21 protein-coding genes and 1 tRNA gene are annotated in these 21,514 nt (G+C 44.3%); 9 read left to right on the forward strand and 13 right to left on the reverse strand.

Annotated elements, in window-relative coordinates:
- Positions 1-45 precede the first annotated feature (45 nt).
- From G9G57_RS18870 to G9G57_RS18890, 5 genes are all read right to left on the reverse strand, one after another.
- The gene (locus G9G57_RS18870; protein WP_016820568.1) at positions 46-1,083 is read right to left on the reverse strand and encodes a BMP family lipoprotein; all 1,038 of its coding nucleotides are present in this window, start codon (positions 1,081-1,083) and stop codon (positions 46-48) included.
- 367 nt (positions 1,084-1,450) lie between these two features.
- Positions 1,451-1,810, reverse strand: coding sequence for a 50S ribosomal protein L20 (rplT, locus tag G9G57_RS18875; protein WP_007429517.1), 360 nt, complete (start codon positions 1,808-1,810; stop codon positions 1,451-1,453).
- 52 nt (positions 1,811-1,862) lie between these two features.
- Positions 1,863-2,063, reverse strand: a complete 201-nt coding sequence (rpmI, locus tag G9G57_RS18880) for a 50S ribosomal protein L35 (RefSeq protein ID WP_007429516.1) — start codon at positions 2,061-2,063, stop codon at positions 1,863-1,865.
- A gap of 20 nt (positions 2,064-2,083) precedes the next feature.
- Entirely contained in the window at positions 2,084-2,581 is a 498-nt protein-coding gene (gene infC, locus G9G57_RS18885; protein ID WP_007429515.1) for a translation initiation factor IF-3, read from the reverse strand.
- A gap of 320 nt (positions 2,582-2,901) precedes the next feature.
- Positions 2,902-4,140 (reverse strand): glycosyltransferase family 2 protein, encoded by a 1,239-nt coding sequence (locus G9G57_RS18890; protein WP_017426627.1) that lies wholly within the window; start codon positions 4,138-4,140, stop codon positions 2,902-2,904.
- A 600-nt stretch (positions 4,141-4,740) separates the two neighbouring features.
- Between G9G57_RS18890 and G9G57_RS18895 the strand changes: the two genes are divergently transcribed.
- Positions 4,741-5,268 (forward strand): phosphatase PAP2 family protein, encoded by a 528-nt coding sequence (locus G9G57_RS18895; protein WP_013370069.1) that lies wholly within the window; start codon positions 4,741-4,743, stop codon positions 5,266-5,268.
- A gap of 51 nt (positions 5,269-5,319) precedes the next feature.
- The gene (locus tag G9G57_RS18900; RefSeq protein WP_404925993.1) at positions 5,320-6,453 is read left to right on the forward strand and encodes an MGDG synthase family glycosyltransferase; all 1,134 of its coding nucleotides are present in this window, start codon (positions 5,320-5,322) and stop codon (positions 6,451-6,453) included.
- 42 nt (positions 6,454-6,495) lie between these two features.
- Here G9G57_RS18900 and trmB read toward each other — a convergent pair whose 3' ends face one another.
- Together trmB and G9G57_RS18910 are read right to left on the reverse strand one after the other, a co-directional pair.
- Complete coding sequence (gene trmB, locus G9G57_RS18905) at positions 6,496-7,209, reverse strand: tRNA (guanosine(46)-N7)-methyltransferase TrmB (protein WP_016820575.1); 714 nt, start codon at positions 7,207-7,209, stop codon at positions 6,496-6,498.
- 104 nt (positions 7,210-7,313) lie between these two features.
- Positions 7,314-7,511 (reverse strand): hypothetical protein, encoded by a 198-nt coding sequence (locus tag G9G57_RS18910; protein ID WP_013370066.1) that lies wholly within the window; start codon positions 7,509-7,511, stop codon positions 7,314-7,316.
- A gap of 307 nt (positions 7,512-7,818) precedes the next feature.
- On the opposite strand from G9G57_RS18910, the gene G9G57_RS18915 reads away from it, so the two are divergent.
- From G9G57_RS18915 to G9G57_RS18930, 4 genes are all read left to right on the forward strand, one after another.
- On the forward strand, positions 7,819-8,772 hold the full coding sequence (locus G9G57_RS18915; RefSeq protein WP_013370065.1) for a TIGR01212 family radical SAM protein: 954 nt from the start codon (positions 7,819-7,821) through the stop codon (positions 8,770-8,772).
- A complete protein-coding gene (locus tag G9G57_RS18920) occupies positions 8,773-9,354 on the forward strand; it encodes a class I SAM-dependent methyltransferase (RefSeq protein WP_044785870.1) in 582 nt (193 codons plus the stop codon). It abuts the gene before it with no gap.
- 170 nt (positions 9,355-9,524) lie between these two features.
- The gene (locus G9G57_RS18925) at positions 9,525-10,496 is read left to right on the forward strand and encodes a type I phosphomannose isomerase catalytic subunit (protein ID WP_044785869.1); all 972 of its coding nucleotides are present in this window, start codon (positions 9,525-9,527) and stop codon (positions 10,494-10,496) included.
- A 25-nt stretch (positions 10,497-10,521) separates the two neighbouring features.
- Positions 10,522-11,526: an alpha/beta fold hydrolase gene (locus tag G9G57_RS18930; protein ID WP_164965393.1), complete on the forward strand. Its 1,005-nt coding sequence runs from the start codon at positions 10,522-10,524 to the stop codon at positions 11,524-11,526.
- Between the two features lie 101 nt (positions 11,527-11,627).
- Here G9G57_RS18930 and G9G57_RS18935 read toward each other — a convergent pair whose 3' ends face one another.
- The 3 genes from G9G57_RS18935 to G9G57_RS18945 all read right to left on the reverse strand — a co-directional run bounded on the left by G9G57_RS18935 (position 11,628) and on the right by G9G57_RS18945 (position 16,498).
- Positions 11,628-12,158 (reverse strand): YfiT family bacillithiol transferase, encoded by a 531-nt coding sequence (locus tag G9G57_RS18935; RefSeq protein WP_016820583.1) that lies wholly within the window; start codon positions 12,156-12,158, stop codon positions 11,628-11,630.
- Positions 12,159-12,299: 141 nt separating this feature from the next.
- Positions 12,300-13,595, reverse strand: coding sequence for a 2-oxoglutarate dehydrogenase complex dihydrolipoyllysine-residue succinyltransferase (gene odhB / locus G9G57_RS18940; protein WP_164965394.1), 1,296 nt, complete (start codon positions 13,593-13,595; stop codon positions 12,300-12,302).
- A 5-nt stretch (positions 13,596-13,600) separates the two neighbouring features.
- Positions 13,601-16,498, reverse strand: a complete 2,898-nt coding sequence (locus G9G57_RS18945) for a 2-oxoglutarate dehydrogenase E1 component (protein WP_164965395.1) — start codon at positions 16,496-16,498, stop codon at positions 13,601-13,603.
- Positions 16,499-17,178: 680 nt separating this feature from the next.
- Between G9G57_RS18945 and G9G57_RS18950 the strand changes: the two genes are divergently transcribed.
- The gene (locus G9G57_RS18950) at positions 17,179-18,450 is read left to right on the forward strand and encodes an MFS transporter (protein ID WP_164965396.1); all 1,272 of its coding nucleotides are present in this window, start codon (positions 17,179-17,181) and stop codon (positions 18,448-18,450) included.
- Positions 18,451-18,690: 240 nt separating this feature from the next.
- Here G9G57_RS18950 and G9G57_RS18955 read toward each other — a convergent pair.
- Positions 18,691-18,764 (reverse strand) — tRNA-Pro (locus G9G57_RS18955).
- Positions 18,765-18,894: 130 nt separating this feature from the next.
- Here G9G57_RS18955 and G9G57_RS18960 point away from each other — a divergent pair.
- A complete protein-coding gene (locus tag G9G57_RS18960) occupies positions 18,895-19,203 on the forward strand; it encodes a hypothetical protein (protein WP_017426622.1) in 309 nt (102 codons plus the stop codon).
- 85 nt (positions 19,204-19,288) lie between these two features.
- Here G9G57_RS18960 and G9G57_RS18965 read toward each other — a convergent pair whose 3' ends face one another.
- A complete protein-coding gene (locus tag G9G57_RS18965; protein WP_019686635.1) occupies positions 19,289-19,654 on the reverse strand; it encodes a hypothetical protein in 366 nt (121 codons plus the stop codon).
- A gap of 336 nt (positions 19,655-19,990) precedes the next feature.
- Between G9G57_RS18965 and G9G57_RS18970 the strand changes: the two genes are divergently transcribed.
- A complete protein-coding gene (locus G9G57_RS18970; protein ID WP_164965397.1) occupies positions 19,991-20,212 on the forward strand; it encodes a helix-turn-helix domain-containing protein in 222 nt (73 codons plus the stop codon).
- A 416-nt stretch (positions 20,213-20,628) separates the two neighbouring features.
- On the opposite strand, the gene G9G57_RS18975 is transcribed toward G9G57_RS18970, so the two are convergent.
- Positions 20,629-21,429 carry a barstar family protein gene (locus G9G57_RS18975; RefSeq protein ID WP_164965398.1) on the reverse strand — a complete coding sequence of 267 codons (801 nt, stop codon included), beginning with the start codon at positions 21,427-21,429 and terminating at the stop codon, positions 20,629-20,631.
- Positions 21,430-21,514: the final 85 nt, after the last annotated feature.

Genomic DNA, 21,514 nt, shown 5'->3' on the forward strand with positions numbered 1-21,514 from the left:
TCTTATGAACCAGCCTTGTCGCCACCTTTATGTTCTTCACCTAACTTATTTCGAAGGAACTGTAATTTCGCCTTTAATGATTTTTTGCTTGTATTGTTCTACAAGATCAAGCACGTCTTTAGGAACGTTTTTCGTAGATGTATCTGCCAAACCAATTCCGTTATCCTTCAGAGCCAGTGTTTCGACACCGCCCTTAAACTTACCGTCAATTACTTCTTGGGATACGCGTTTTACTGCTTCATCTACGCGTTTTACCATCGACGTTAATGTTACTTCATCACCAAACTCAAGGGATTGGTCTTTATCTACGCCGATAACCCATACTTGCTGACCTTGCTGCTTACGTGCAAGTGCTTCGTTAAATACGCCTGTTCCTGATCCGCCAGCTGCATGGAAAATAATATCTGCACCATCGTTGTAGATCGTTGCTGCTGCAGCTTTACCTAAATCCGGCTTATCAAACGCACCCGTATAGTTCACAATCAGTTGTGCTTTTGGATTTACAGCCTTAATCCCTGCTTCAAACCCTTTTTCAAAACGTTTGATCAACGGGCTGTCTTGTCCACCCACAAAACCAATTTTGTTTGTTTTAGTAAGCTTACCAGCTACAACCCCTACCAGGAAGGAACCTTCATTTTCAGCAAATACAACCGATTTGACATTAGGCGCATCCACAACACTGTCAATGATCGCCAAATTTTTGTTCGGATTGTCTTTTGCTACTTGTCCAATCGCATTCGCCAGATTAAAACCGATACCCCAAGTCAGGTTAAAATCACCTTTAACGAATTGGTTCAGGTTAGGAATATAATCTTGGTCGGATTTACTTTGCAGGTATTTAACTTTAACGCCTGATTCTTTCTCAATAGCTTGAAGTGCCTCCCAAGCAGATTGGTTAAACGATTTGTCGTTTACTCCGCCCACATCTGTAACCATGCCAAGTTGGACATTTGATGTTTTGGCAGAACCGCCTGCTTCTCCACCATTTGCGTTGGAAGCACCTTGATTTTTGTTACCGCAGCCTGCGAGAATGACCGAGATCGCCAGCAGCATAACCAAAGACATACTAAACAATTTCTTCATGCTGATACTGTTCCCCCTTAGTGTTAGATCCCTGGACTGTCTCTTTTCTTTAGAAAATGTATTTCATTTTCATGTCATTTACTGACGAGACAGATCGTACAGAAGACTTACTTTAGAGATTATACAATTATGATCGGCTAAAATCTAGACAATTAATAACCTTGGGTCAATTTTTTTTAGAATTCTAAAAATGTAAGCGTTACAAAGTTGAAAAAACCATACATTCTATCATCATACGTCATATTTATTCGTATTTTGAAGAAAATGAAGTCTTTTTTAATGTTAAGTATGTACAAAAAAAGGCGTCCCTACACAGCGTACTGCTCGGGACACCTTTGTTACCACTTTCGCGGTTTTCACGCCTTAATTAAGCGTTGATTTTGCCTTTAGCAACAGTTGCCAAAGAGTTGAATGCATTAATATCATTGACTGCAAGATCAGCCAAGATTTTACGGTTAATGTCTACACCAGCCAATTTCAGACCGTGCATCAATTTGCTGTAAGACAAACCATTCAAACGAGCTGCTGCGTTGATACGCACGATCCACAGTCTGCGGAAGTTACGTTTCGTCTGACGACGGTCACGGTATGCGTAAACAAGCGATTTCATTACCTGCTCGTTAGCTGTTTTAAAAATGCGGTGTTTGGAACCAAAATAACCTTTAGCAAGCTTCAATACTTTTTTATGACGACGACGAACGACGAATCCGCCCTTTACTCTTGCCATATCAAAAGACCTCCCAAATAATGTTTATACTTTATTTATTGCCGTGCTTATGCTATTTCAGGTTAGCAAGACCTTGTTTCAAACGTCTAACGTCCCCAGGTGCCATCTCAGGGTTAGTACCCAGAACGCGTTTTGCACGTTTGGATTTGTGGGAAAGCAAGTGGTTTCTGTAAGCTTTGTAACGCGTTACTTTACCAGTACCGGTAATTTTGAAGCGGCCTTTAAGGCTGCTATGTGTTTTCATTTTTGGCATTGAACTTCCTCCTTAATTTGTCATTGACTCTTTGGAGCCAATATCATAATCATGCTGCGTCCTTCGAGCTTGGGTTGGCGCTCCACGGTACAAAGATCAGCAACTTCCGTTTTCACACGTTCGAGAATTTTTTGACCCACATTAGCATGGGTAATTTCGCGACCACGGAAACGAACAGAGCATTTCACCTTGTCCCCTTCATTCAGGAACTTCACCACATTGCGAAACTTGGTTTGGTAGTCATGTTCCTCGATGTTGGAACGGAACCATACCTCTTTGATGTCAACGATCTTCTGGTTTTTACGGGCTTCCTTTTCTTTCTTTTGTTGCTCATAGCGGAATTTTCCGTAATCCATAATCCGACACACGGGCGGCTTCGCTTGAGGCGCCACGTTCACGAGATCCAAGTTTGCGTCAATCGCCATTTGCAAAGCTTCACGAGTCGGTTTAATCCCGATTTGTTCCCCGTTTGCACCAACTAGACGCACTTCTCTCACTCGAATCTCATCATTGATCATATGTTCCTTACTAATAACCCTCCACCTCCAGAACCTGTTATTGTTGTATTGTGTTTAAGCACAAAAAAGGGATGACGACTATGCAGCCGACATCCCTGTCTGATACTCAATTCATCATGAAAGTTCAATTCACAAATCATTGGATCATGACCAGCCGGCAATACCGGACAGGTGAGAAGTCGGTCCTTCTACTTGTTAATCCATACTTTTCAATTAACATACTCGAATATCATATCATGTTACTACTGAGTCGTCAACACTTTTATAAAAACAGTTGAAGCCCAGCCTCTGTAGGACACAAAGTTTTACTTTATCGTCCATTAACCTTGCTTGCTCTGAACCTCTTCCAGACGAACAACACGCGTATGCTGGGTGTGACTCCATTGCTTGTTGTTCTGTGTAAAGAACGCATAGAACGTAATCGGATACCACGAAATCAGATAGACCGGGAACAGCAGCAAGTACAAATATACTTTTTTGAACGTGACCTTTTCCAAGATCATCGCGATCAAAAAGGTAACAATATTCAGCCCCACAGCCACAAAACCGGTCCAAGCAGGGAATTGCACGTAGATATTTTCAATATTGGGTCCACCAAATAATGCAATATCTACCCACATCGCTACTGTCATCAAGAAGGTAAACAGTACGATATACACGTTTAGACCATAAAGAGCCATATCGAATTTAATCAGGCTTCTATGCTTGATACTCTGCCACAGCAACGGGAAGAAATAACGACGAGCAACCGTAAAGTGACCTTGCATCCAGCGCAGACGCTGTCTGGACGAAGCTTTGAACGTCAACGGCTTCTCATCATAAACCTTGGCATCGTAATTAAATCTTGGATATACGTTGCGTTGTGTACAACGCATAGTGAATTCCAAATCCTCTACCAGACTTGTTGCACCCCAGCCCATTTCCTTGAGCAGATTTGTTTCAAAGCACATGCCTGTACCACCGAGGAAATTAGCCATATTCAGGTTGTGACGTGACAACTGCCACAAACGGTTGATGTACCAATAAGATACCCCGTATGCGGCTGTGATCCAAGAGTCCTCAGGATTCTTAGTATCAATGTATCCCTGGATAACACGGGCGCCTGAGCACAAGTCATTGTTCATTTCGCTCAAGAAATTGGTATGCGCCAAATTGTCAGCATCAAACATGACAATGGCATCATATTGACGCGGCATAGCCCATAGCTCCTTGAGCATCCACTCAATAGCATAGCCTTTACCACGCAAATTCGGATTCGTACGTTCACATGCATTCATGCCGTGAGCACGAACGATGTCCGCTGTCTTATCTGTGCAGTTATCACAGATTACGAATACGTCGTACAGCTCCTTTGGATAGTCAAGCTGCTTGAGATTTTCCATCAATGCTCCGACAACTTGTTCTTCATTGTGGGCAGCGACTAAAATGGCAAATGATTTTTCTGGAGCCGCCTGCTCTTTCCTTTTCTTGCGAACCAATCCGAACAAGGAGAATGCAAACTGATAGACTGCGATCAACGCCAGTATAATCTGGAGCGTCACAAAAATAGCGTCTAACATGATCTCTTGTTACCCCCTTTTTATACCCCTTTAAAAATCTTGCGTTTGTCTGTTTTCTATCTGTGTAGCGCAAGTTGCGGCGCTTTGTGCGCCTTTTCTGTAGTTTTGACCCGACCCTTGCTTTCTTCTTTCGGCTCTGCGCAGCCCCCTTTTGGCTGACACAGGAATGCCATTACGATTTTCGTTGGTTTTCAATCTTTTGTCAAAGCCCCTAAACGGGTCTCAGCAGCAAAAAAACGCGACAAATTCCCGTTTGAACCGAGAATGCGGCGCTGGACCTTTCATTCATGACGCTTAGGTCTTATTTTCATCCATTTGCTAACTTTTTATTTCTTTGGTCCCTCCTTTTTGTGGGCCAATTAGCAACCACTTCTAATCACTCTATCTTATTAGACGGATGAACGCAAAGAAAGTTATACAATACTGCTTATATTCCATTAACATTTTTGTGTAGAATTGAACCAGATAAGTGGTGATTCTTGAAATGAACAGCGTTTAAAAATATGATGAGAGCAAGAGAATAATTACTTAGATCTGATTCTGTCAAATTGATTCAAAATATTTGCCGACAGACCTGAACCGGCAACCGGAGGAAACCAAATGCAACGTCTAGTCGTAAAACTTGTAAATCTGGAGCAGCGATTGTTCAAATGGATCAACGGGCGCTTACACAACCGTTTTTTGAACTTTTGGCTGTACTATCTCACACATTTAGGCGGCGCTACCTTTACTATAGCCTCTACGCTTCTTATCTGGTGGCTCGCTCCGTATCCATGGAAAGATTCCGGCATGAAAGGAGCTATCGCTCTTGCGGTCAGTCACATCCCCGTGGCTATCGTTAAAAAGCTGTATCCGCGGATACGTCCGTACTTGGCGTTACCAGGTACGAATACATTTCGCAATCCCCTGTCGGATCATTCTTTTCCCTCAGGACACACGACCGCAATTTTTTCGGCTACCGTTCCTTTTATGCTGCAGTCACCCATGCTAGCACTGTTGCTGTTGCCTGTAGCGATAATTGTAGGTTTTTCTCGAATTTATCTGGGGCTTCACTATCCCACGGATGTACTTGCAGGAGCAGTCATCGGAACGTCTGCAGCAATAGGAACGGTTGCATTCTGGCCTTAAAGCCGATATGGTATGATTGAGAACATCCCAGCAGGAACAGGTGAAATGAGAGTGGCTAAAAAACGAGTGTTATTATTATCGGAAGGTTTCGGTGCCGGACATACTCAAGCTGCCTACGCGCTCTCAAGCAGCTTGCGGAAGCTTTCTCCGGATGTGCAGACAAGAGTGCTGGAGCTGGGGAGCTTTTTGAATCCGAGAATGGCCCCGCTCATTATTACAGCATACAAGAAGACTGTTGTATCGCAGCCTCGCCTAGTCGGATTGGTTTACCGTCATCAATACAAAAAATCATTAAACCGTCTTACAACGCTCGCTTTGCACCGTCTGTTCTACACACAGACCCGAAATATTCTTCGGCAGCTTCGTCCCGATTTGGTGGTATGTACTCACCCCATCCCAAGCGCGGTCATTTCACGTTTGAAGCGCTTAGGTCTACATGTCCCGCTGTGTACCGTCATAACAGACTACGATGCACATGGAACATGGATTAGTCCTGAGGTTGACCGGTACTTTGTATCTACTCCTGAAGTCATGCGTAAGCTGCGCGCGCGTGGAGTACCCGTATCAAAAATCCAGGTGACCGGCATTCCGGTGCATCCCAATTTTTGGGAACATCCAGGGCACGATGAAATCAGAGAACAATTTGGACTTAAACCCATCCCGACAGTACTTGTTATGGGCGGCGGCTGGGGCCTGATGAATGACGAATTTATACATCGTTCACTTACCGATTGGAGAGAAAAGATTCAATTTATTTTTTGTTTGGGGCATAATGATAAAATTCGTCGTAAAATGGAGCTAGATCCCCGGTTTAATCATCCAAATATTCATATTTTCGGATTCACACGGGAAATCGACAAATTAATGGAAGTATCGAATTTGCTCATTACCAAACCCGGCGGAATGACATGCACCGAGGGGTTGGCCAAAGGGATTCCGATGCTGTTTCACAAGCCTCTCCCTGGACAGGAGGAGGAAAATTGTCAGTATTTTACGGCTCAAGGCTTCGGAGAACCGATTACTTCGCTGGATGTTGTCGTTAAATGGATGAACCGACTGCTATACGATTTTCCAGAAATCGTTCGCAAGCGACAGGAGCACATTCATAATATAGCGCGATATTATCCTCTTCAGAGCGCACAGAGTATTTTGGATATACTGGAACCAAACAGGGTGCTTTCCTAAAAGGAAGCACCCTGTCTTGTTTACTTTATTTAGTTTTCTGCTTTACTTTCCGTATTTTTCAAGCCGTGTTTTTCCGTACTCTTCCAAAGCGTCTTTACCAATCAGCACCTCGACGCGATGAATATTCATACCTTTACCCATGAACTTTTGTTCATATTCCGTCATGACATGCTCCTCATTGATTCCATCACGATGAAGGTTTAACGAAATATTCGTCATTTGCAGACCGCTGTCAGCGAATGAATTCAGAGAAAACTCAAACAATGTCTCCGAATCCGTCTTAAAATGAATTTGTCCTCTGCTATTCAAAAGCTGACGATACTTGTCCAAAAAACGCGGATGCGTCAAACGACGGCGAGCATGCTTGGCTTTAGGCCAGGGATCGCTAAAATTCAGATAAATGCGTTCTACTTCCCCTGGTTCGAAAACATTCTCGATCTGTTCGATGTTTGCCAGTGCCAATTTGATATTGGGCGGTGTAACAACCTCTGAATCACTCCAGGCCAGGCGGGACTTTTCCGTAGCACGGCGAACCAGCTCATCATACATATCAAATCCGATATAGTTAACCTCTGGATTTCGGTAGCTCATTTGGCTTATAAATTGCCCTTTACCCATACCAAATTCCACATGAATGGGGCGATCATTACCAAAAAGCTGCTGCCAATTCCCCTTATACTGTGATGGCTCCAAGATGACCAGATCTTGCTGTTCTTCCAGACTTTCACGTATTCCTTTTCTTCCGCGTAAACGCATGTTACTCCTCCATATGCTCTGTTATCAAGGAAAAAGGAATTCCACCCCCGCTTGAAGATACGGAAATGAAATTCCTTTTTCAATATATTTGGATTGGGGTCCAACTAGTTTAATTGTTCATAGTCTACCCCATCAGCAGGTGAAAAATCAATTGTCTTTTGGCAAGCGGCTCTGATTTTTTGACGTGCAGCCGTTCCAATCTGACGATCCTGCCCAAAACGGACACCAGTCAATGCTAACGCCTCATCAAAGGTTAACTCAACAGTAACTTTATCCATACGCGTCTTATCCTGCGTATTCATAAAAGATCACCTCACGGGTTATTTGTGATGGAACCGACGTGCACTTCCCCTAAAGCAGGCGATAGAAACAGCATAGCTGTCTCCCTGAAGAATAATCATTAGCGGCTGATAAGTTTTTATCTTCAGGATTAAAAACAGTCCTTTTATCATATGTCTGGTACCGCTTACAATATAACATATTGTGTAACCTTTTTCAATCCGCAAAGCTATAAAATCAGCACTTTTTAATGACTTTCTCGGGCAAGTGATTCCCATTTAAGATTGAATTTTGTTACAATAGGGTGATCGTAAAAAAAGGAGTCCTCCCATGAAAACAGATTTGTTGCCTGCTCCTCTCCTCTGGGGAGATAAACGGTTCCATACATGGAATTACGAAATGCGCGAGCAATTTCAAAATAAAGTGTTTAAAGTCATGCTGGATGCGGGTTTTACTTGCCCAAACCGCGATGGTTCCATTGCCAAAGGGGGCTGTACCTTTTGCAGTGCACGCGGATCAGGTGATTTTGCCGGACGTCGCCGCGATGATTTGGTCACCCAGTTCAATACGATTCGGGATCGCCAGCATTTAAAATGGCCCAATGCTAAATATATTGGCTATTTTCAAGCCTACACCAATACGTATGCCCCGGTTGAGGAACTACGAGAATATTTCGAGGTTATTTTGGAACAGCCCGGTGTTGTCGGTCTGTCCATCGCTACACGTCCCGATTGCCTGCCTGATGATGTAGTCGATTATCTAGCCGAGCTGAACGAACGCACGTACCTGTGGGTCGAAATGGGCCTGCAAACTGTCCATGAATCGACCTCTGAGCTGATTAATCGTGCTCATGATACTCAGTGCTATCTGGATGCTGTAGAAAAGCTACGTAAGCGGAATATCCGTGTGTGCGCCCACATCATTTATGGTCTACCGCAGGAGACGCATGAAATGATGCTCGATACAGGACGTGCAGTAGCTGCTATGGATGTGCAGGGCATCAAAATCCATCTCCTGCATCTCATGCGTAAAACGCCAATGGTCAAGCAGTACGAAGCCGGATTGCTACGCTTTCTGGAAAAGGACGAGTACATTAAGCTCATTGTAGATACCCTGGAGTTTTTACCCCCTGAAATGATCGTTCATCGGTTGACCGGAGATGCACCACGTGATTTACTGATGGGGCCTATGTGGTCGCTTAAAAAATGGGAAGTGCTTAACGGCATTGATAATGAACTAAAATCACGTGAAACGTGGCAGGGAAAATACTGGAGGAAATCTTAAATGGGATTCCTGTCTGTTCTGAGCTATGCTCATCAATTAGTAGCTGCGCGGGTGCAGCCAGGCGATACTGCTATAGACGCCACTGTCGGCACAGGAGCCGATACGTTGTTTCTGGCTAAAGCTGCTGGCAAACGGGGCCGCGTCTATGGGTTCGATATCCAGCAGGCAGCTTTGGATTACGCTCGTCGTCGGCTAGAAGAAGATTCTTCCTCTTCATTAGCAGAAGTATCACTATTGCTGCAAGGCCATGAGCAAATGCGGGAGGCCGTTCCAGATCTGCTGCATGGTAAAGTGGCTGCGGTCATGTTTAACCTTGGCTACTTGCCGTCCGAAGGCGCCGATCTTACGGTCATCACACATACAGACAGCACGCTCGTCGCACTTGAAGCTGCCTTGCATTTGCTGCGCCCGCGCGGTATTTTGACTGCCGTATTATATCCAGGACACGCCGGAGGCAGGGAAGAAGCGGAAGCGGTTCTTCAATGGGCTTCTGCCCTCCCAGTCTCCAGCGGTCAAAGCATTATTTACCGTCAATTACAACGAGACGCTTCGCCTTACGTAGTCGCGGTTGAAAAGAAATAATGTCGGGTTGTTAAACTCGCATATTTGGTAATGAGCGACTTTCTTAGCCGCCTTACATATATTTTTAGCGCCATATGGGTCTATTCATCCTGGTCTATTGCCCAGCGGCACGTTTTGATTGCCTGATTCTGTTAGATCGTACTCATTACTCATTATGGAGGAGAGAAATCATGCTAAAGCCATACCCGCTGCAATTTCAACCTGAGTTCAAAGAGAGAGTTTGGGGAGGACGAGCCTTAGAACAATTTGGTCTGACCCCACCAGAAGGACATATTGGTGAAGGATGGATGATTGCCGATCATCCAAATGGAACAACAACGGTTATCAATGGCGAGCTGGCTGGAAAAGGACTGGATGAAATCCGCCAGACCTACGGACAGGATTGGCTTGGCGCAAAGGGCGTATCGAAAAAAGGCGGACGTTTTCCACTTTTGATCAAGCTACTGGATTGCAACGATGACTTATCCGTTCAGGTGCATCCGACGGATGATTACGCTGGACTTCCAGCAGGAGAATTAGGAAAAACCGAAATGTGGTACGTGCTTGATGCCAAGCCGGATGCCAAAATTATTTATGGTCTGACCGAAGGTGTAACCCGTGAAAGTCTGCGTACAGCTCTTGAAAGCGGAGATATCATGGGCAGTTTGCGTCAGGTTCCAGTTGAAGCAGGCGATACATTCTTCATTCCCGCTGGAACCGTGCATGCACTGTGTGCAGGTGTTGTGGTTGCTGAAATTCAGCAAAATTCGGATACAACCTATCGCTTATATGACTACAATCGCCCCGGTCTGGACGGCAAACCTCGTGAGTTGCACATCGAGGACTCCCTTAATGTAACTTCTTACGAAGGTGCAGGCGCAACAACGATGAAAACGGACGGCTTGCAGCCTGGAGAATGGCTCCAACTGGCATCCTGTGAGTATTTTGTTGTGGAAAAGGGTATCGTAGAGGGAAGTTGGACACTTTCTACAACGGAAGACAGCTTCACTATCCTTGTGATTTGCGAAGGCAGTGGAACCATAACATGGGACAATACGGAGTCTCTTTCCTGTAAAGCTGGAGATTGCTTCCTGCTCCCCGCTAATCTGGGCGGTTACACGCTGAATGACGGAATGACCGTACTTAGATCTTATCTTCCTTAAAGCTTAAAGGATGTGATGTCTAATCATGCGGGAATACACCTTCACCATCGCTGAAAATGACGGAACAGAGCTTTTTGCTTACCGATGGCTACCCGAGCAGAATGTTCCCGTCAAGGGAATCGTTCAAGTTTCGCATGGCATGTGTGAGACGTCCTACCGCTACATTCGGCTGGCCGAAAAACTTACCGCTTCTGGCTACGGTGTGTATGCCAACGATCATATCGGCCACGGACGCACAGCTGGTGATCCTGATAAGCTCGGTATGCCGGGAGCTAATGCATTCAATCGAATGGCAAAAGGCATGCTGGAGCTAGGCGAAATTGCGGCCAAGGAATTCCCTGATCAATCTCGTTTTTTACTGGGTCACAGCATGGGGTCCTTTTTAACCCAGAAAATTATGTATGATGATCAGCAGTCGTATCACGGGTTTATTTTATCAGGGACCAACGGACGACGTAGTCTGCTGAAACTCGGAGAGCAGGTTGCCCTGCTGCAAGCCAAACTGCAAGGAATGGATCATCGCAGCATGCTGCTCAACGCTATGGTCTTTGGCGGCTTTAACCGTGCCTTTCGTCCGGTGCGCACAGCGTTCGACTGGCTGTCCCGTGATCCTGAGGAAGTAGATCAGTTCGTGCACGACCCATTATGCGGAGCTATTTGCACGACAGGCTTTTTCCTCGATTTTTTCAGGCTTTTACAAGAAATCCACTGGCCTTCGTCACTGAAAAAAATCAATCCCAAACTGCCCGTTTATATTTTTGCCGGGGATCGTGATCCGGTGGGCTTGTTCGGAAAAGGTGTGTTGTCGCTAGTGGATATGTATCGAAGCCTGAAGCTTCAAGACGTGGAGTATCGCCTTTATCCTGACGGTCGCCATGAGATGTTGCATGAAACCAATCGTAACGAGGTAATGAGTGACATCGTGGACTGGCTCGACCGTCATATTAACACAGGAACAACCTCTGTTTCCGTTTTGTCTGGAGCCTCCGAAGCGCCCTCTTTATCAGCTTCGCCCAAGTCACCATCCTAGTGAGGAATAAGCAAAAGAAACCTTTAAAGCACGATAAAAGTGGCTTTAAAGGTTTCTTTTGTATTCCTTTATATTTCATCAGAGCATCATTTTTAAGTTAATTACCATGCATTTCGTTCTTTCAGGGAAGTAATATGAGCTATGTGATGTTTGCCATGCCAGGCATAGATGCCAATGTTTCGTTCCAGGCGGATCGTCTGGCCCGATTCAGGATGAATAAATGTTCGGTGTAGCTGATCTTCCCCTAACGAGCGTAACATGGTCACCCATCGTGCATGCAGTCCTTCCAGCAATTGCAACGAAGGTTCCAGTGGAAGCTCTCTGGCATCTGGTATTTCAGCCCAACGCCCTTCATCATAGGGTTTGATTGTCGGTGTATCCTCGGTCAGCGCCAGCTTAAAACGGATATAACTGTTCATATGGCTGTCTGCCAAATGATGAACAACCTGTCGAATTGTCCATCCTCCTTCGCGATAAGGCGTATTTAGTTGTTGCTCATTCAGTCCTTCGACCGCCTGACGCAGTTGTCCAGGCAATTCAGCAATGTCGTCGATCCATGTGATCAGCTGTTCTTCTGTAATGGTATCTGGAACCACGAACGGTCCAATCGGGTAGCGCAAGTCTTTGTCCAAAACAATTCCCGCCCTTCTCTATATCTGAATGTCTGCAATGCCTATAGCCTTATGTTAGTACTATGCAGGAAAAAAAGCAGACCCGCAAGAGTCTGCTTTTGTCATGCACGTACAGAGGAAATACACTCGCCTAATTTATTTTTATCCTTCCAGCAACAATGATTCGGGATCTTCCAGCAATTCTTTGACCGTTACCAGGAACCGGACCGCCTCGCTGCCATCAATAATACGGTGGTCATAGGACAAGGCGATATACATCATTGGACGATTTTCCATGCGTTCCTCGTCGATGGCAATCGGGCGAAGTTGGATTTTATGCATTCCCAAAATACCCACTTGCGGTGTATTCAGAATTGGCGTAGACAGCAGGGAACCGAAAATACCTCCATTGGTTATGGTAAAGGTTCCTCCTTGCAAGTCTGCCAGAGAAAGTGAATTGGAACGAGCTTTGCTAGCCAAATCGGCAATGCTCTTCTCAATTTCAGCAAAACCAAGACGATCCGCATCCCGGACAACGGGAACGACCAAACCTTCCTTAGCAGATACAGCAATCCCAATATCATAGTATTTTTTCAGTACGATATCATCGCCATTGATTTCTGCATTCACAGTAGGGAAGCGCTTGAGCGCGCCAACCACTGCCTTCGTAAAGAAGGACATAAAACCCAACCCTACATCGTGTTTCTCCTTAAACTTATCTTTACGGCGTTTACGCACATCAAGAATGGCGGTCATATCCACTTCATTAAAAGTAGTAAGCATGGCGGCTGTTTGCTGTGCTTCAACAAGACGCTTGGCAATCGTCGCTCTCCGACGGGACATCCGCTGCCGCTCCACAGGCTTGCTGTACTCTGTTTGAGCTGGAGACGGTGACACAGACTTGCTGGCAACGGGAGGCGCAGGTACAGATGCTGTACGTGATACTTCAGCACCATTATGCGTTTTTACGTCCTCCTGGAACACACGTCCAAGCGGGTCCTTTCCCTGTACCTGCTCCAGATTAATCCCGCGCTCACGCGCCAGCTTCCGGGCGGATGGTGATGCCGTCTGACCATTTCCGTCACTATTGGAGGGAACTGGCGGCGTAGACTTTTCTACTGCCTTACCGCTGCTTTCTACAGAAGTTGGTGAAGTTGCTACGGACGGCGCTTCAGACGCTTGGGTCGCTGCGGCTTCTCCGGCACCGGTTGCTTCCGCGCCACTGCCGCTTCCGATCAAGCCAACAGCTTCACCGATAACCACAGTATCCCCCTCCTGACGAAGGATTTTCTGAACCACACCTGCTTCTTCCGCACTAATTTCCAGATTAACCTTATCCGTTTCCAGCTCCAGTAGAACATCTCCCTGTCCTACGGAATCTCCTTCCTTCACAAGCCATTTGGAGATTGTCCCTTCCGTGATGGATTCTCCCATTGCTGGCACTATAATGTCGCTCACAGCCGCTACCTCCCCAGTGTAATATTGTTTTTGGAATCCTGCTTCAACGCCGATTGAATAATTCGCTGTTGTTCTAGGCTGTGTACTTGCTGATAACCACTCGCCGGGCTGGAACGATCCGGTCTGCCTGCGTAGCGAATTTCCGCTCCCTGTGGCACAACCTCTCGCAGACGAGGCTCCATATAACTCCAGGCTCCCATATTTTTAGGTTCTTCCTGAGCCCATACGAACTCCTTCACATGTGGGAAGCGATTGAAAATATTCCGAATTTCCTCTGCCGGGAAAGGATAGAGCTGCTCCACACGAATAATATGCAAGTGCTCTTCTGCCTCATTCCCGTTCTTATCTTTCTCCAACGCTTCCTCCAGATCAATGGCAATCTTGCCACTACACAATACAATGCGCTCTACCCGATCTGGACGTGATCCCAGACCAGGTTGCTCCAACACAGGACGGAATGTTCCCTCACTGAATTCAGAAGCAGGCGAAGCAACACGATTGTTGCGAATCAGGCTCTTCGGCGACATCATCACCAGCGGGCGAGCTTCCTCACTTTCGCTTAATGCAGCCTGACGGCGCAGCAGATGAAAATACTGTGAGGCGCTACTCAAATTGGCGACAGTCCAGTTATTTTGTGCAGACAGCTGGAGGAAACGCTCCAGACGTGCACTCGTATGCTCAGGTCCTTGTCCTTCGCTACCATGCGGCAATAGCATCACCAGACTGGATTTCTGTCTCCATTTGGCACGACCAGCAGAAATGAATTGGTCGAAAATAACCTGCGCACAGTTGGCAAAATCGCCAAATTGCGCTTCCCAAATGACCAACGTTTCGGGAGAAAACACGTTATAGCCATACTCGAAGCCGAGGACTGACGCCTCAGACAATGGACTGTTATGAATACTGAACGAAGCACGCGCTTCCGGCAATGTATGCAGCGGGCAATGGGTACGCCCGGTTTCGGGCTCATGCAGCACAAGGTTACGGTGAGCAAAAGTAGCACGCTCCGCATCCTGACCTGTCATACGAATAGGCTTGCCGTCTGCTAGAATGGTGGCCAAAGCCAGCGTCTCTGCCAAGCTCCAATCTACCTTTTCACCCTCGTTCAGAGCTGTTTTTCTACGTTGTAAAATTCGTTCCAGCTTCGGATATACATGAAAAGCCTGTGGCCATTTGAGCAAGTTTTCATTGATTTGGCGCAGCTTTTTCAGTTCAACCGCAGTACGGACCTGAGAGCTCTGATTTTTTTTCCCCTTCACAGCTGTAAATTCAGGTTCCTCTTCTGGTTGATTTTTCACATGCTCATGCGCTTCCTTCAGTCGGTTTTGCACCTTCTCAATCAGAGCAGTACTAAATGCTTCATCAACTATGCCCTGCTTCATCAGCTTTTGAACATACAATTTGCTAACCGTCGGATGATTCTTCACCTTACGATACACTAGTGGTTGTGTTGTTTCTGGATCATCGGATTCATTGTGACCATAACGACGGTAACCAATCAGATCAATCAGAAAATCCTTCTTGAAACGATTGCGGTATTCGCCAGCCATACGAGCCGCTGCAATACAAGCCTCGGGATTATCCGCGTTCACGTGTACAATCGGAATTTCGTAGCCCTTAGCCAGATCGCTAGCATAACGGGTCGAACGTGAATCAACACTCTCTGTCGTAAAACCCAGACGATTGTTCACAATAATATGCACTGTACCGCCATTACGGAAGCCACGCAAATTGGTGAAATTGAGTGATTCGGCTACGATACCTTCACCCGGAAACGCCGCATCACCGTGCATAATAATGGTAGCTGCCTTGCTGACATCCAGCTTCGGATAGCCTGCTTCACTGCGGTCTTCCTGCGCCGCGCGCGAAAAGCCTTGGACAACCGGATTGACATATTCTAGGTGACTTGGGTTGTTCGCCAACGTCAGACGAGCTTGCACAGCTTCCCCATCTTTTACAAAACGATCCGCGCCCAGATGATATTTTACATCCCCAGTCCAGCCGTAATTAATTCCCGTAGAACCTTCCGACGGAATCAGATCCTTATTCGGTGAGTGATGAAATTCAGAGAAAATTTTGCTGTAAGGCTTGCCCAGCACATGTGCCAATACATTCAGACGGCCGCGATGCGCCATCCCCATCAGGACATGACTTGCTCCTGCATTTGTGGTTAGACGAATAATCTCGTCGAGTACAGGGACAAGCACATCATTACCCTCGATGGAAAAACGCTTCTGTCCGACGAATGTTTTATGCAAGAACTCTTCGAACTGTTCTACTTCTACCAATCTACCCAGCAACGACTTGCGTTCCTGTGTTGTGAGCGGCTTGGAGGACCAACCGGATTCAGCATAGCTATTCAACCAGCTACGTTCCTCCTCGTTATGAATATGACTAAATTCATAGGCGATCGGTCCTGTGTACGCTACACGTAGCCGTTGAATGGCTTCCCACCCGTTCAGTGTTCCCGCAGGAGCGTTATCCCATATTAAAGAGGCTGGAAAAGCCTTCAGGTCTTGTTCAGTTAAACCGTAAGATGCTGGATCAAGCAAACGTGTATCCTGCTCTGCATCCAGTCCCAGTGGGTCAATTTGGGCGGCCAAATGTCCGTATTCACGGATATTCCACACCATTTTGCCCGCTGTAACCGCTTTCTGTAATATGTTTGAATCAAGGTGCCCCAGAGCACTTGTAGGGGGGCCTTGCAACTTGTTGTCTATCATGGAAGCAGCCGAATATTCGGATTGTGGCGGCTCGCCCCATTGATCAAACAGCTCGCGGTAAGCCGGATCAACTGTTCCGGGGTCCGCTACATACTTTTCATACTGGTCCTGCACATAACCTAGATTAGGTCCGTAATACGTCTGCCAAGGTACCTGTCTGCTGCTCTCTTCCATTGTCATCTCGTTCCCTCCGTCAAATTTTGAAATTCATAGCTGGACGGAAATCATTTTCATTTTGATGTTTTGTTAAATCTTTAATTTGAGTAATTCACACTATGTTCACATTATATGAAATCCATCATCAAAAGTCGAATTTCACAGTGCTTATTTCTCTTATTTCTCTTCCATTGTATAAAGTTTTCTAGCTATGAGCATTTCCTTTTTCTCAACATATCCATGCGTAAATGAGATGAATCGGGTTGTTCTGTAATTCTGTAGCCTTGATCATTTAAAGATTAGAATGTGGTATAAAAGGATATCCTAATCAAAAAAAGTTAACAACGCTTTCAGATCATACAACTTATCCGTAAGGCTTGTTATCGGTAATATGGGCAAAACCACAATGGAGATGATATTTAATTTCAGGAATCAAACACTTGGCAACTTAAATAACCAGCCACCGGATATCAACGGACGGCTGGTTATTTCTCATACTACGCCAAACGAGTTAAAAACAACTTTCCAGTCCAACCCACTATGATTATCGTTGACAGCAGAATTAAAAAAGGTAGATGGCCGTTACGATGCAAATTCAAACTTAAAGTGACATTAAAGTCACTTTTCTGTACAATTTTCCTACTTTTCACTATTATTTTACTTAGGCATCTAAAAACCGCTTTGAAAGCGAAAGGGATGGAACTGTGACTGGACTAAAACAAATACTCAGAAACAAGAATTATGTCAGGTTTTTTCTGGCAACCTTCGCCTCACAAATGGGGGGAATTATCGGGGTTACTGCATTCATGTTTTATTTGTTGAAACGGTTTACAAATCAGCCTTACTATGCAACACTTGCCGAGTTAATGTATTCGCTCCCGATGCTGGTAGTATTTCTCGTGGTTGGAGTGCTGGCAGATCGGATGGACAGACAAAAAATTGCTGTTAATTGTGACTGGATTAGCGCTTTTTTATCTTTATGCTTACTTATTTTTATTTGGGTCGATTCGATTCCTTTGGTATTTGCCCTTCTCTTCATCCGTAGTGCTGCCTCCAAATTTTTCTTCCCAGCCGAAAGTGCCATTATACAGGGGATATTAAACGAAGAAGATTACACCATTGCCGCAGGCCTCAATCAAATGATGGGGAGTCTTTTCATGTTATTTGGAGGAACTTTGGGGGCCGTCGTTTACTGGCACCTTGGAATTACTGGAGCCATCCTCATTGATGCTGTTTCTTTTATTGTGTCTGCACTGCTTATTCGTTCCTGCAAAATTCCCAAGGAAGTACGCCTTCCGAACGGGGCACATCAATTTAAACAATTAAAATTCAAACTGGTCATGATCGATTTTAAACAAGGGTTTCTTTACATATTACGCAACAGACTATTGCTTTGGTTGGTTTCAGGCTTTTTTATGTTCGGTATTTTAAATGGAGGTTTTAGCGTTTTACCGATGTTTATTCTTAAATATAAGCTAGCTCCAGGTAACTATGAGCAGTATATGGTTTGGACAGGTATTATTTTTGGAGCTGGTGTGTTGCTTGGTACCCTAATCGCTTCGCTCATCTCCGTCAAGCTAAAGCTACACCAAATGATTGCAGCCGGAGTTCTGGTTGCCGGAATAGGTATGTGCATACTTGGATTTGTTAACCACCTCTATGCTTTTCTGATTATCAATTTTGTCATTGCACTGATCCTTCCGTTCATTAACATCGGCATAGGAGGATGGCTGCCTCGTATTGTAGATCCTCAAATGATGGGACGTGTGCAAGGTTTGATTAATCCGTTAATGATGCTGTCCCAGTCACTTACATTAGGTTTCATTGCTGTAAGCTTTCCTTCGTTTATTTCAATTGAGCTCTTGTTTTTATTAGTTGGGGTCTGTACCGTTATGGTAGGCATATACTACACTATTGTGCTTCCCCGTTATGCTGATTACAGCACTTCTTCTAAGGCCCTTCAGGAATCTCTATAGGTAAATTAAAAAATCATAAATGGCAGCATTGAGAGATTGTTGATTTGCCACTTTTGCTTCCGAATCCCGTGCAGAAGTGGCTTCATCCTATCTCCCCTCAATACTTCACAAGTACATACATTTGTTGTCTACGACTAGCTCGTCACAACCCAGTAGAGGCGATGACTGATAGAGTATGTAATATACAAAAAAATGCCCGGCAGGCGCACGATCCGCACCAGCAGGACATTTGGATTATAATCGGAGTAGCGGGATTCGAACCCACGACCTCACCCACCCCAAGGGTGCGCGCTACCTAGCTGCGCTATACCCCGATAAACCAGTGTATGTAAAACGTTTTTGTTATTTATCATTATAATATGGTGATAAAATGCTGTAAAGTCATAATTTAGTCTGATCGACGCAAAAAGTATAGACTAAAATCTGAGATCATAGGAGCTAACCATGCAGAGCAAAAAAATAATCATTTCCGCAGCATTATTACTTTTTTTAGTACAATTAAGCAATCCTATGTGCTATACCTTTGCACAGGATGAACTTGTCATAGATCAAAAAACGAAAGAGAGGCTAGCAGAGCAATATGGCTTGGAAGAACCTCAGCCACCTACATCTGAGCAACAGCAAAAAATATTATTCGGAGCTGATTGGGGATTTAGTTTTCCTGTTAGTGCTGTTGTGCAGGACTTAATTAGCTTAACTCACGACCCACTTATATTTATTAGTCATCAATTGATTCATTCGCTAAAATCATAAGCCTTTTTTCATATATGGAAAATTCAATAATGTAAAACATTAGGATCATTTTTTTGTAGCAAGTTGCCTGCTGCCTGGAGTCATTTCATCCTTTTTTAAGAAGGTTTAATTCAATGGGGCCCCTACCATATAACCACAGCAGTTCATCGAATAAAAATGTCAGTCCATCCTTCGCGCGTAAGCGTTCGATAATCTCCGTGACAACTTGCATAACTTCCCCTTGTACACCCTCTGCCAGTTGCAAGCCTCCGCTCTCTCCATCCAGGTAAAGATGCGTATGATATGACTGCTCCACCTTCTTCACATGGCGCAAACACAGTATGCCATTTTCGAGGTAAAAGAAATATTGACAGTCATAAAGAACTCCTTCAAATATCTCATACATATGAGGGTAATCATACGGCCCCTGTACCATGGATACCCGCTCCAATTCTATTACCGATTCTGTCATACATCCTCGCTCCAATCTTTCATTAATCACAACTTAGTTCGATGAAATATTAACCTGTATTACAATCTATTCTTTAAAAAACATTAAAAACAGTTTCATAACGTTGTTAAATGCATTTCAAATGGAAACTTCTATACGTTTTTTAAGCCTCCTCACGCATTTATTTGTTAGGATTATCAATATAGTGACTGTTGCTAATTTTAAGGCATTTTGATACTATGAAGGCATCAAATTAGTTTACTTATAATCTTGTTAACTAGATTACTTGATACAAATATACACCTCTGTTTTATACATGTCAACTAGTTTACTTGATTACTTCTTGGAGGAATTGTTGTGATTAGATTTTCTCTTGATAAAATTATGAAGGATCGTGGACTCGAACAGAAAGATATTGTTTCTATTACGGGAATTAATAGAAATACGGTTAAAGCTTTGGCCTCCAACGCAAACGCCCGAATTGACTTCCCAACCTTGAATACACTTTGTAGAACCCTTGGCGTACTCCCTGGTGAACTGATCGAATACTTGCCAGAAGACGACAAAGAGAGCCGTTAACATGTTAAGGGCTCTCTGTTCTTTGTATAATATTTAAAGTACTTTTTTACCGATCTTCCCACTCAATTAGATTTCACACCGTAATCCCTTTCTATAAGGTAATTTTAAATATATTTTTCCCACGTATGATAAATGTCCAATAAAGGATTAGGATTACGATCACCGTCTAAAACTCGATACATTTTATTCGTTAAGATCATGATCACATCCATATCTATTTCCTTAGACAAACCAGTGATAACAGGACGATTTACGCTAAAATAAGACTTTGGTTCCTGAATGATCCGCTTCTAACTCCAAAGCACTTTCACTTTGAATCTGTACACTCCCTAGATACCATTCCCAAATATCTATGTGCAAAAAGGTGGTTGCATTAATTTATATTCCATTTCAAAATCCCTTCTTGCTTTGCTATCTTAATTCGAAGAAAAATTCACGGTGACACCACCTGATACTAAGATCGTTAAAAGATCCATAAAATATTGCTGTGGTGAAAATCCATAACTTCTTTCTTCTCGATCCCATTCTTCCTCGAATCTTTCCAAGAAATAATGTGCGTTTTTCCAATGGATCGTGAACGGTCCTACTGCCCCAAAACCTCCACAAAGACAGTCCGATATACTGTCCAAGCTAAATCCAAAGTACCCTCCTGGCCCATTAATCGCTTCACCAACTGCTATAAAAAATGTTGTAAAATCAAATATGTGTTCCCCGTCTAAGGTGTAGACTTCTCCTCGTTTATCCGGTCTGGCAAAATGATTAGATGCAGAATGTATTCTAGTCACGTTTAGCCATCCAGACCGTTCTTCGTTAGAAAAGCCTTGCCACATATTATTTTCAAGCGACTGAGAGCACTTTAAGAACTCCCATAATCTTAATTCAACAGGAGAGGGCTTCGTTTCAAGTATACCGGTTAGTTCCAGATTGAAGTTTCCTTTATTGTAATTTAGTTTATGGATTATAAAGGATTCAGGTAGGTGATAATAATAGCTTCCAATCCCTTTTTCTTCGTCATTTAAAATGACAATGCACAAGTTGGATACAGATTGTTTTGTCTTTGCTATGTTTCTTATGAATTCCTCATTAAAGACAAATTGTTCAAAAATGACCTTTTCATACGTTTCGACCATAATATCACCCGTTAGCCCAACCGCATCTTGACAATAACCAACTGTGAGCCCACTTTCATCATCCATGACAGCAAATCTCTGCCTCATTTTGTATCATATCTCCTCACAATAATTTTAAGGAATATAGCATTTAAGGTATCATTTTTAGCTTCTTAGGTAGAATAATCAATTA

The organism is Paenibacillus sp. EKM211P (assembly GCF_011066175.1).
In the GTDB taxonomy this organism is placed as follows: Bacteria; Bacillota; Bacilli; order Paenibacillales; family Paenibacillaceae; genus Paenibacillus; species Paenibacillus polymyxa.

Bases quoted from the DNA above. Each gene is read 5' to 3' on its own strand.
- G9G57_RS18895 (WP_013370069.1), top strand. From the start codon at position 4,741: ATGCAACGTCTAGTCGTAAAACTTGTAAATCTGGAGCAGCGATTGTTC.
- G9G57_RS18910 (WP_013370066.1), bottom strand. From the start codon at position 7,511: ATGAATACGCAGGATAAGACGCGTATGGATAAAGTTACTGTTGAGTTA.
- G9G57_RS18960 (WP_017426622.1), top strand. From the start codon at position 18,895: ATGCAGAGCAAAAAAATAATCATTTCCGCAGCATTATTACTTTTTTTA.
- rplT (WP_007429517.1), bottom strand. From the start codon at position 1,810: ATGGCAAGAGTAAAGGGCGGATTCGTCGTTCGTCGTCGTCATAAAAAA.
- G9G57_RS18870 (WP_016820568.1), bottom strand. From the start codon at position 1,083: ATGAAGAAATTGTTTAGTATGTCTTTGGTTATGCTGCTGGCGATCTCG.
- trmB (WP_016820575.1), bottom strand. From the start codon at position 7,209: ATGCGTTTACGCGGAAGAAAAGGAATACGTGAAAGTCTGGAAGAACAG.
- G9G57_RS18925 (WP_044785869.1), top strand. From the start codon at position 9,525: ATGCTAAAGCCATACCCGCTGCAATTTCAACCTGAGTTCAAAGAGAGA.
- G9G57_RS18965 (WP_019686635.1), bottom strand. From the start codon at position 19,654: ATGACAGAATCGGTAATAGAATTGGAGCGGGTATCCATGGTACAGGGG.
- G9G57_RS18945 (WP_164965395.1), bottom strand. From the start codon at position 16,498: ATGACAATGGAAGAGAGCAGCAGACAGGTACCTTGGCAGACGTATTAC.
- G9G57_RS18930 (WP_164965393.1), top strand. From the start codon at position 10,522: ATGCGGGAATACACCTTCACCATCGCTGAAAATGACGGAACAGAGCTT.
- infC (WP_007429515.1), bottom strand. From the start codon at position 2,581: ATGATCAATGATGAGATTCGAGTGAGAGAAGTGCGTCTAGTTGGTGCA.
- rpmI (WP_007429516.1), bottom strand. From the start codon at position 2,063: ATGCCAAAAATGAAAACACATAGCAGCCTTAAAGGCCGCTTCAAAATT.
- G9G57_RS18890 (WP_017426627.1), bottom strand. From the start codon at position 4,140: ATGTTAGACGCTATTTTTGTGACGCTCCAGATTATACTGGCGTTGATC.
- G9G57_RS18975 (WP_164965398.1), bottom strand. From the start codon at position 21,429: ATGAGGCAGAGATTTGCTGTCATGGATGATGAAAGTGGGCTCACAGTT.
- G9G57_RS18915 (WP_013370065.1), top strand. From the start codon at position 7,819: ATGAAAACAGATTTGTTGCCTGCTCCTCTCCTCTGGGGAGATAAACGG.
- G9G57_RS18920 (WP_044785870.1), top strand. From the start codon at position 8,773: ATGGGATTCCTGTCTGTTCTGAGCTATGCTCATCAATTAGTAGCTGCG.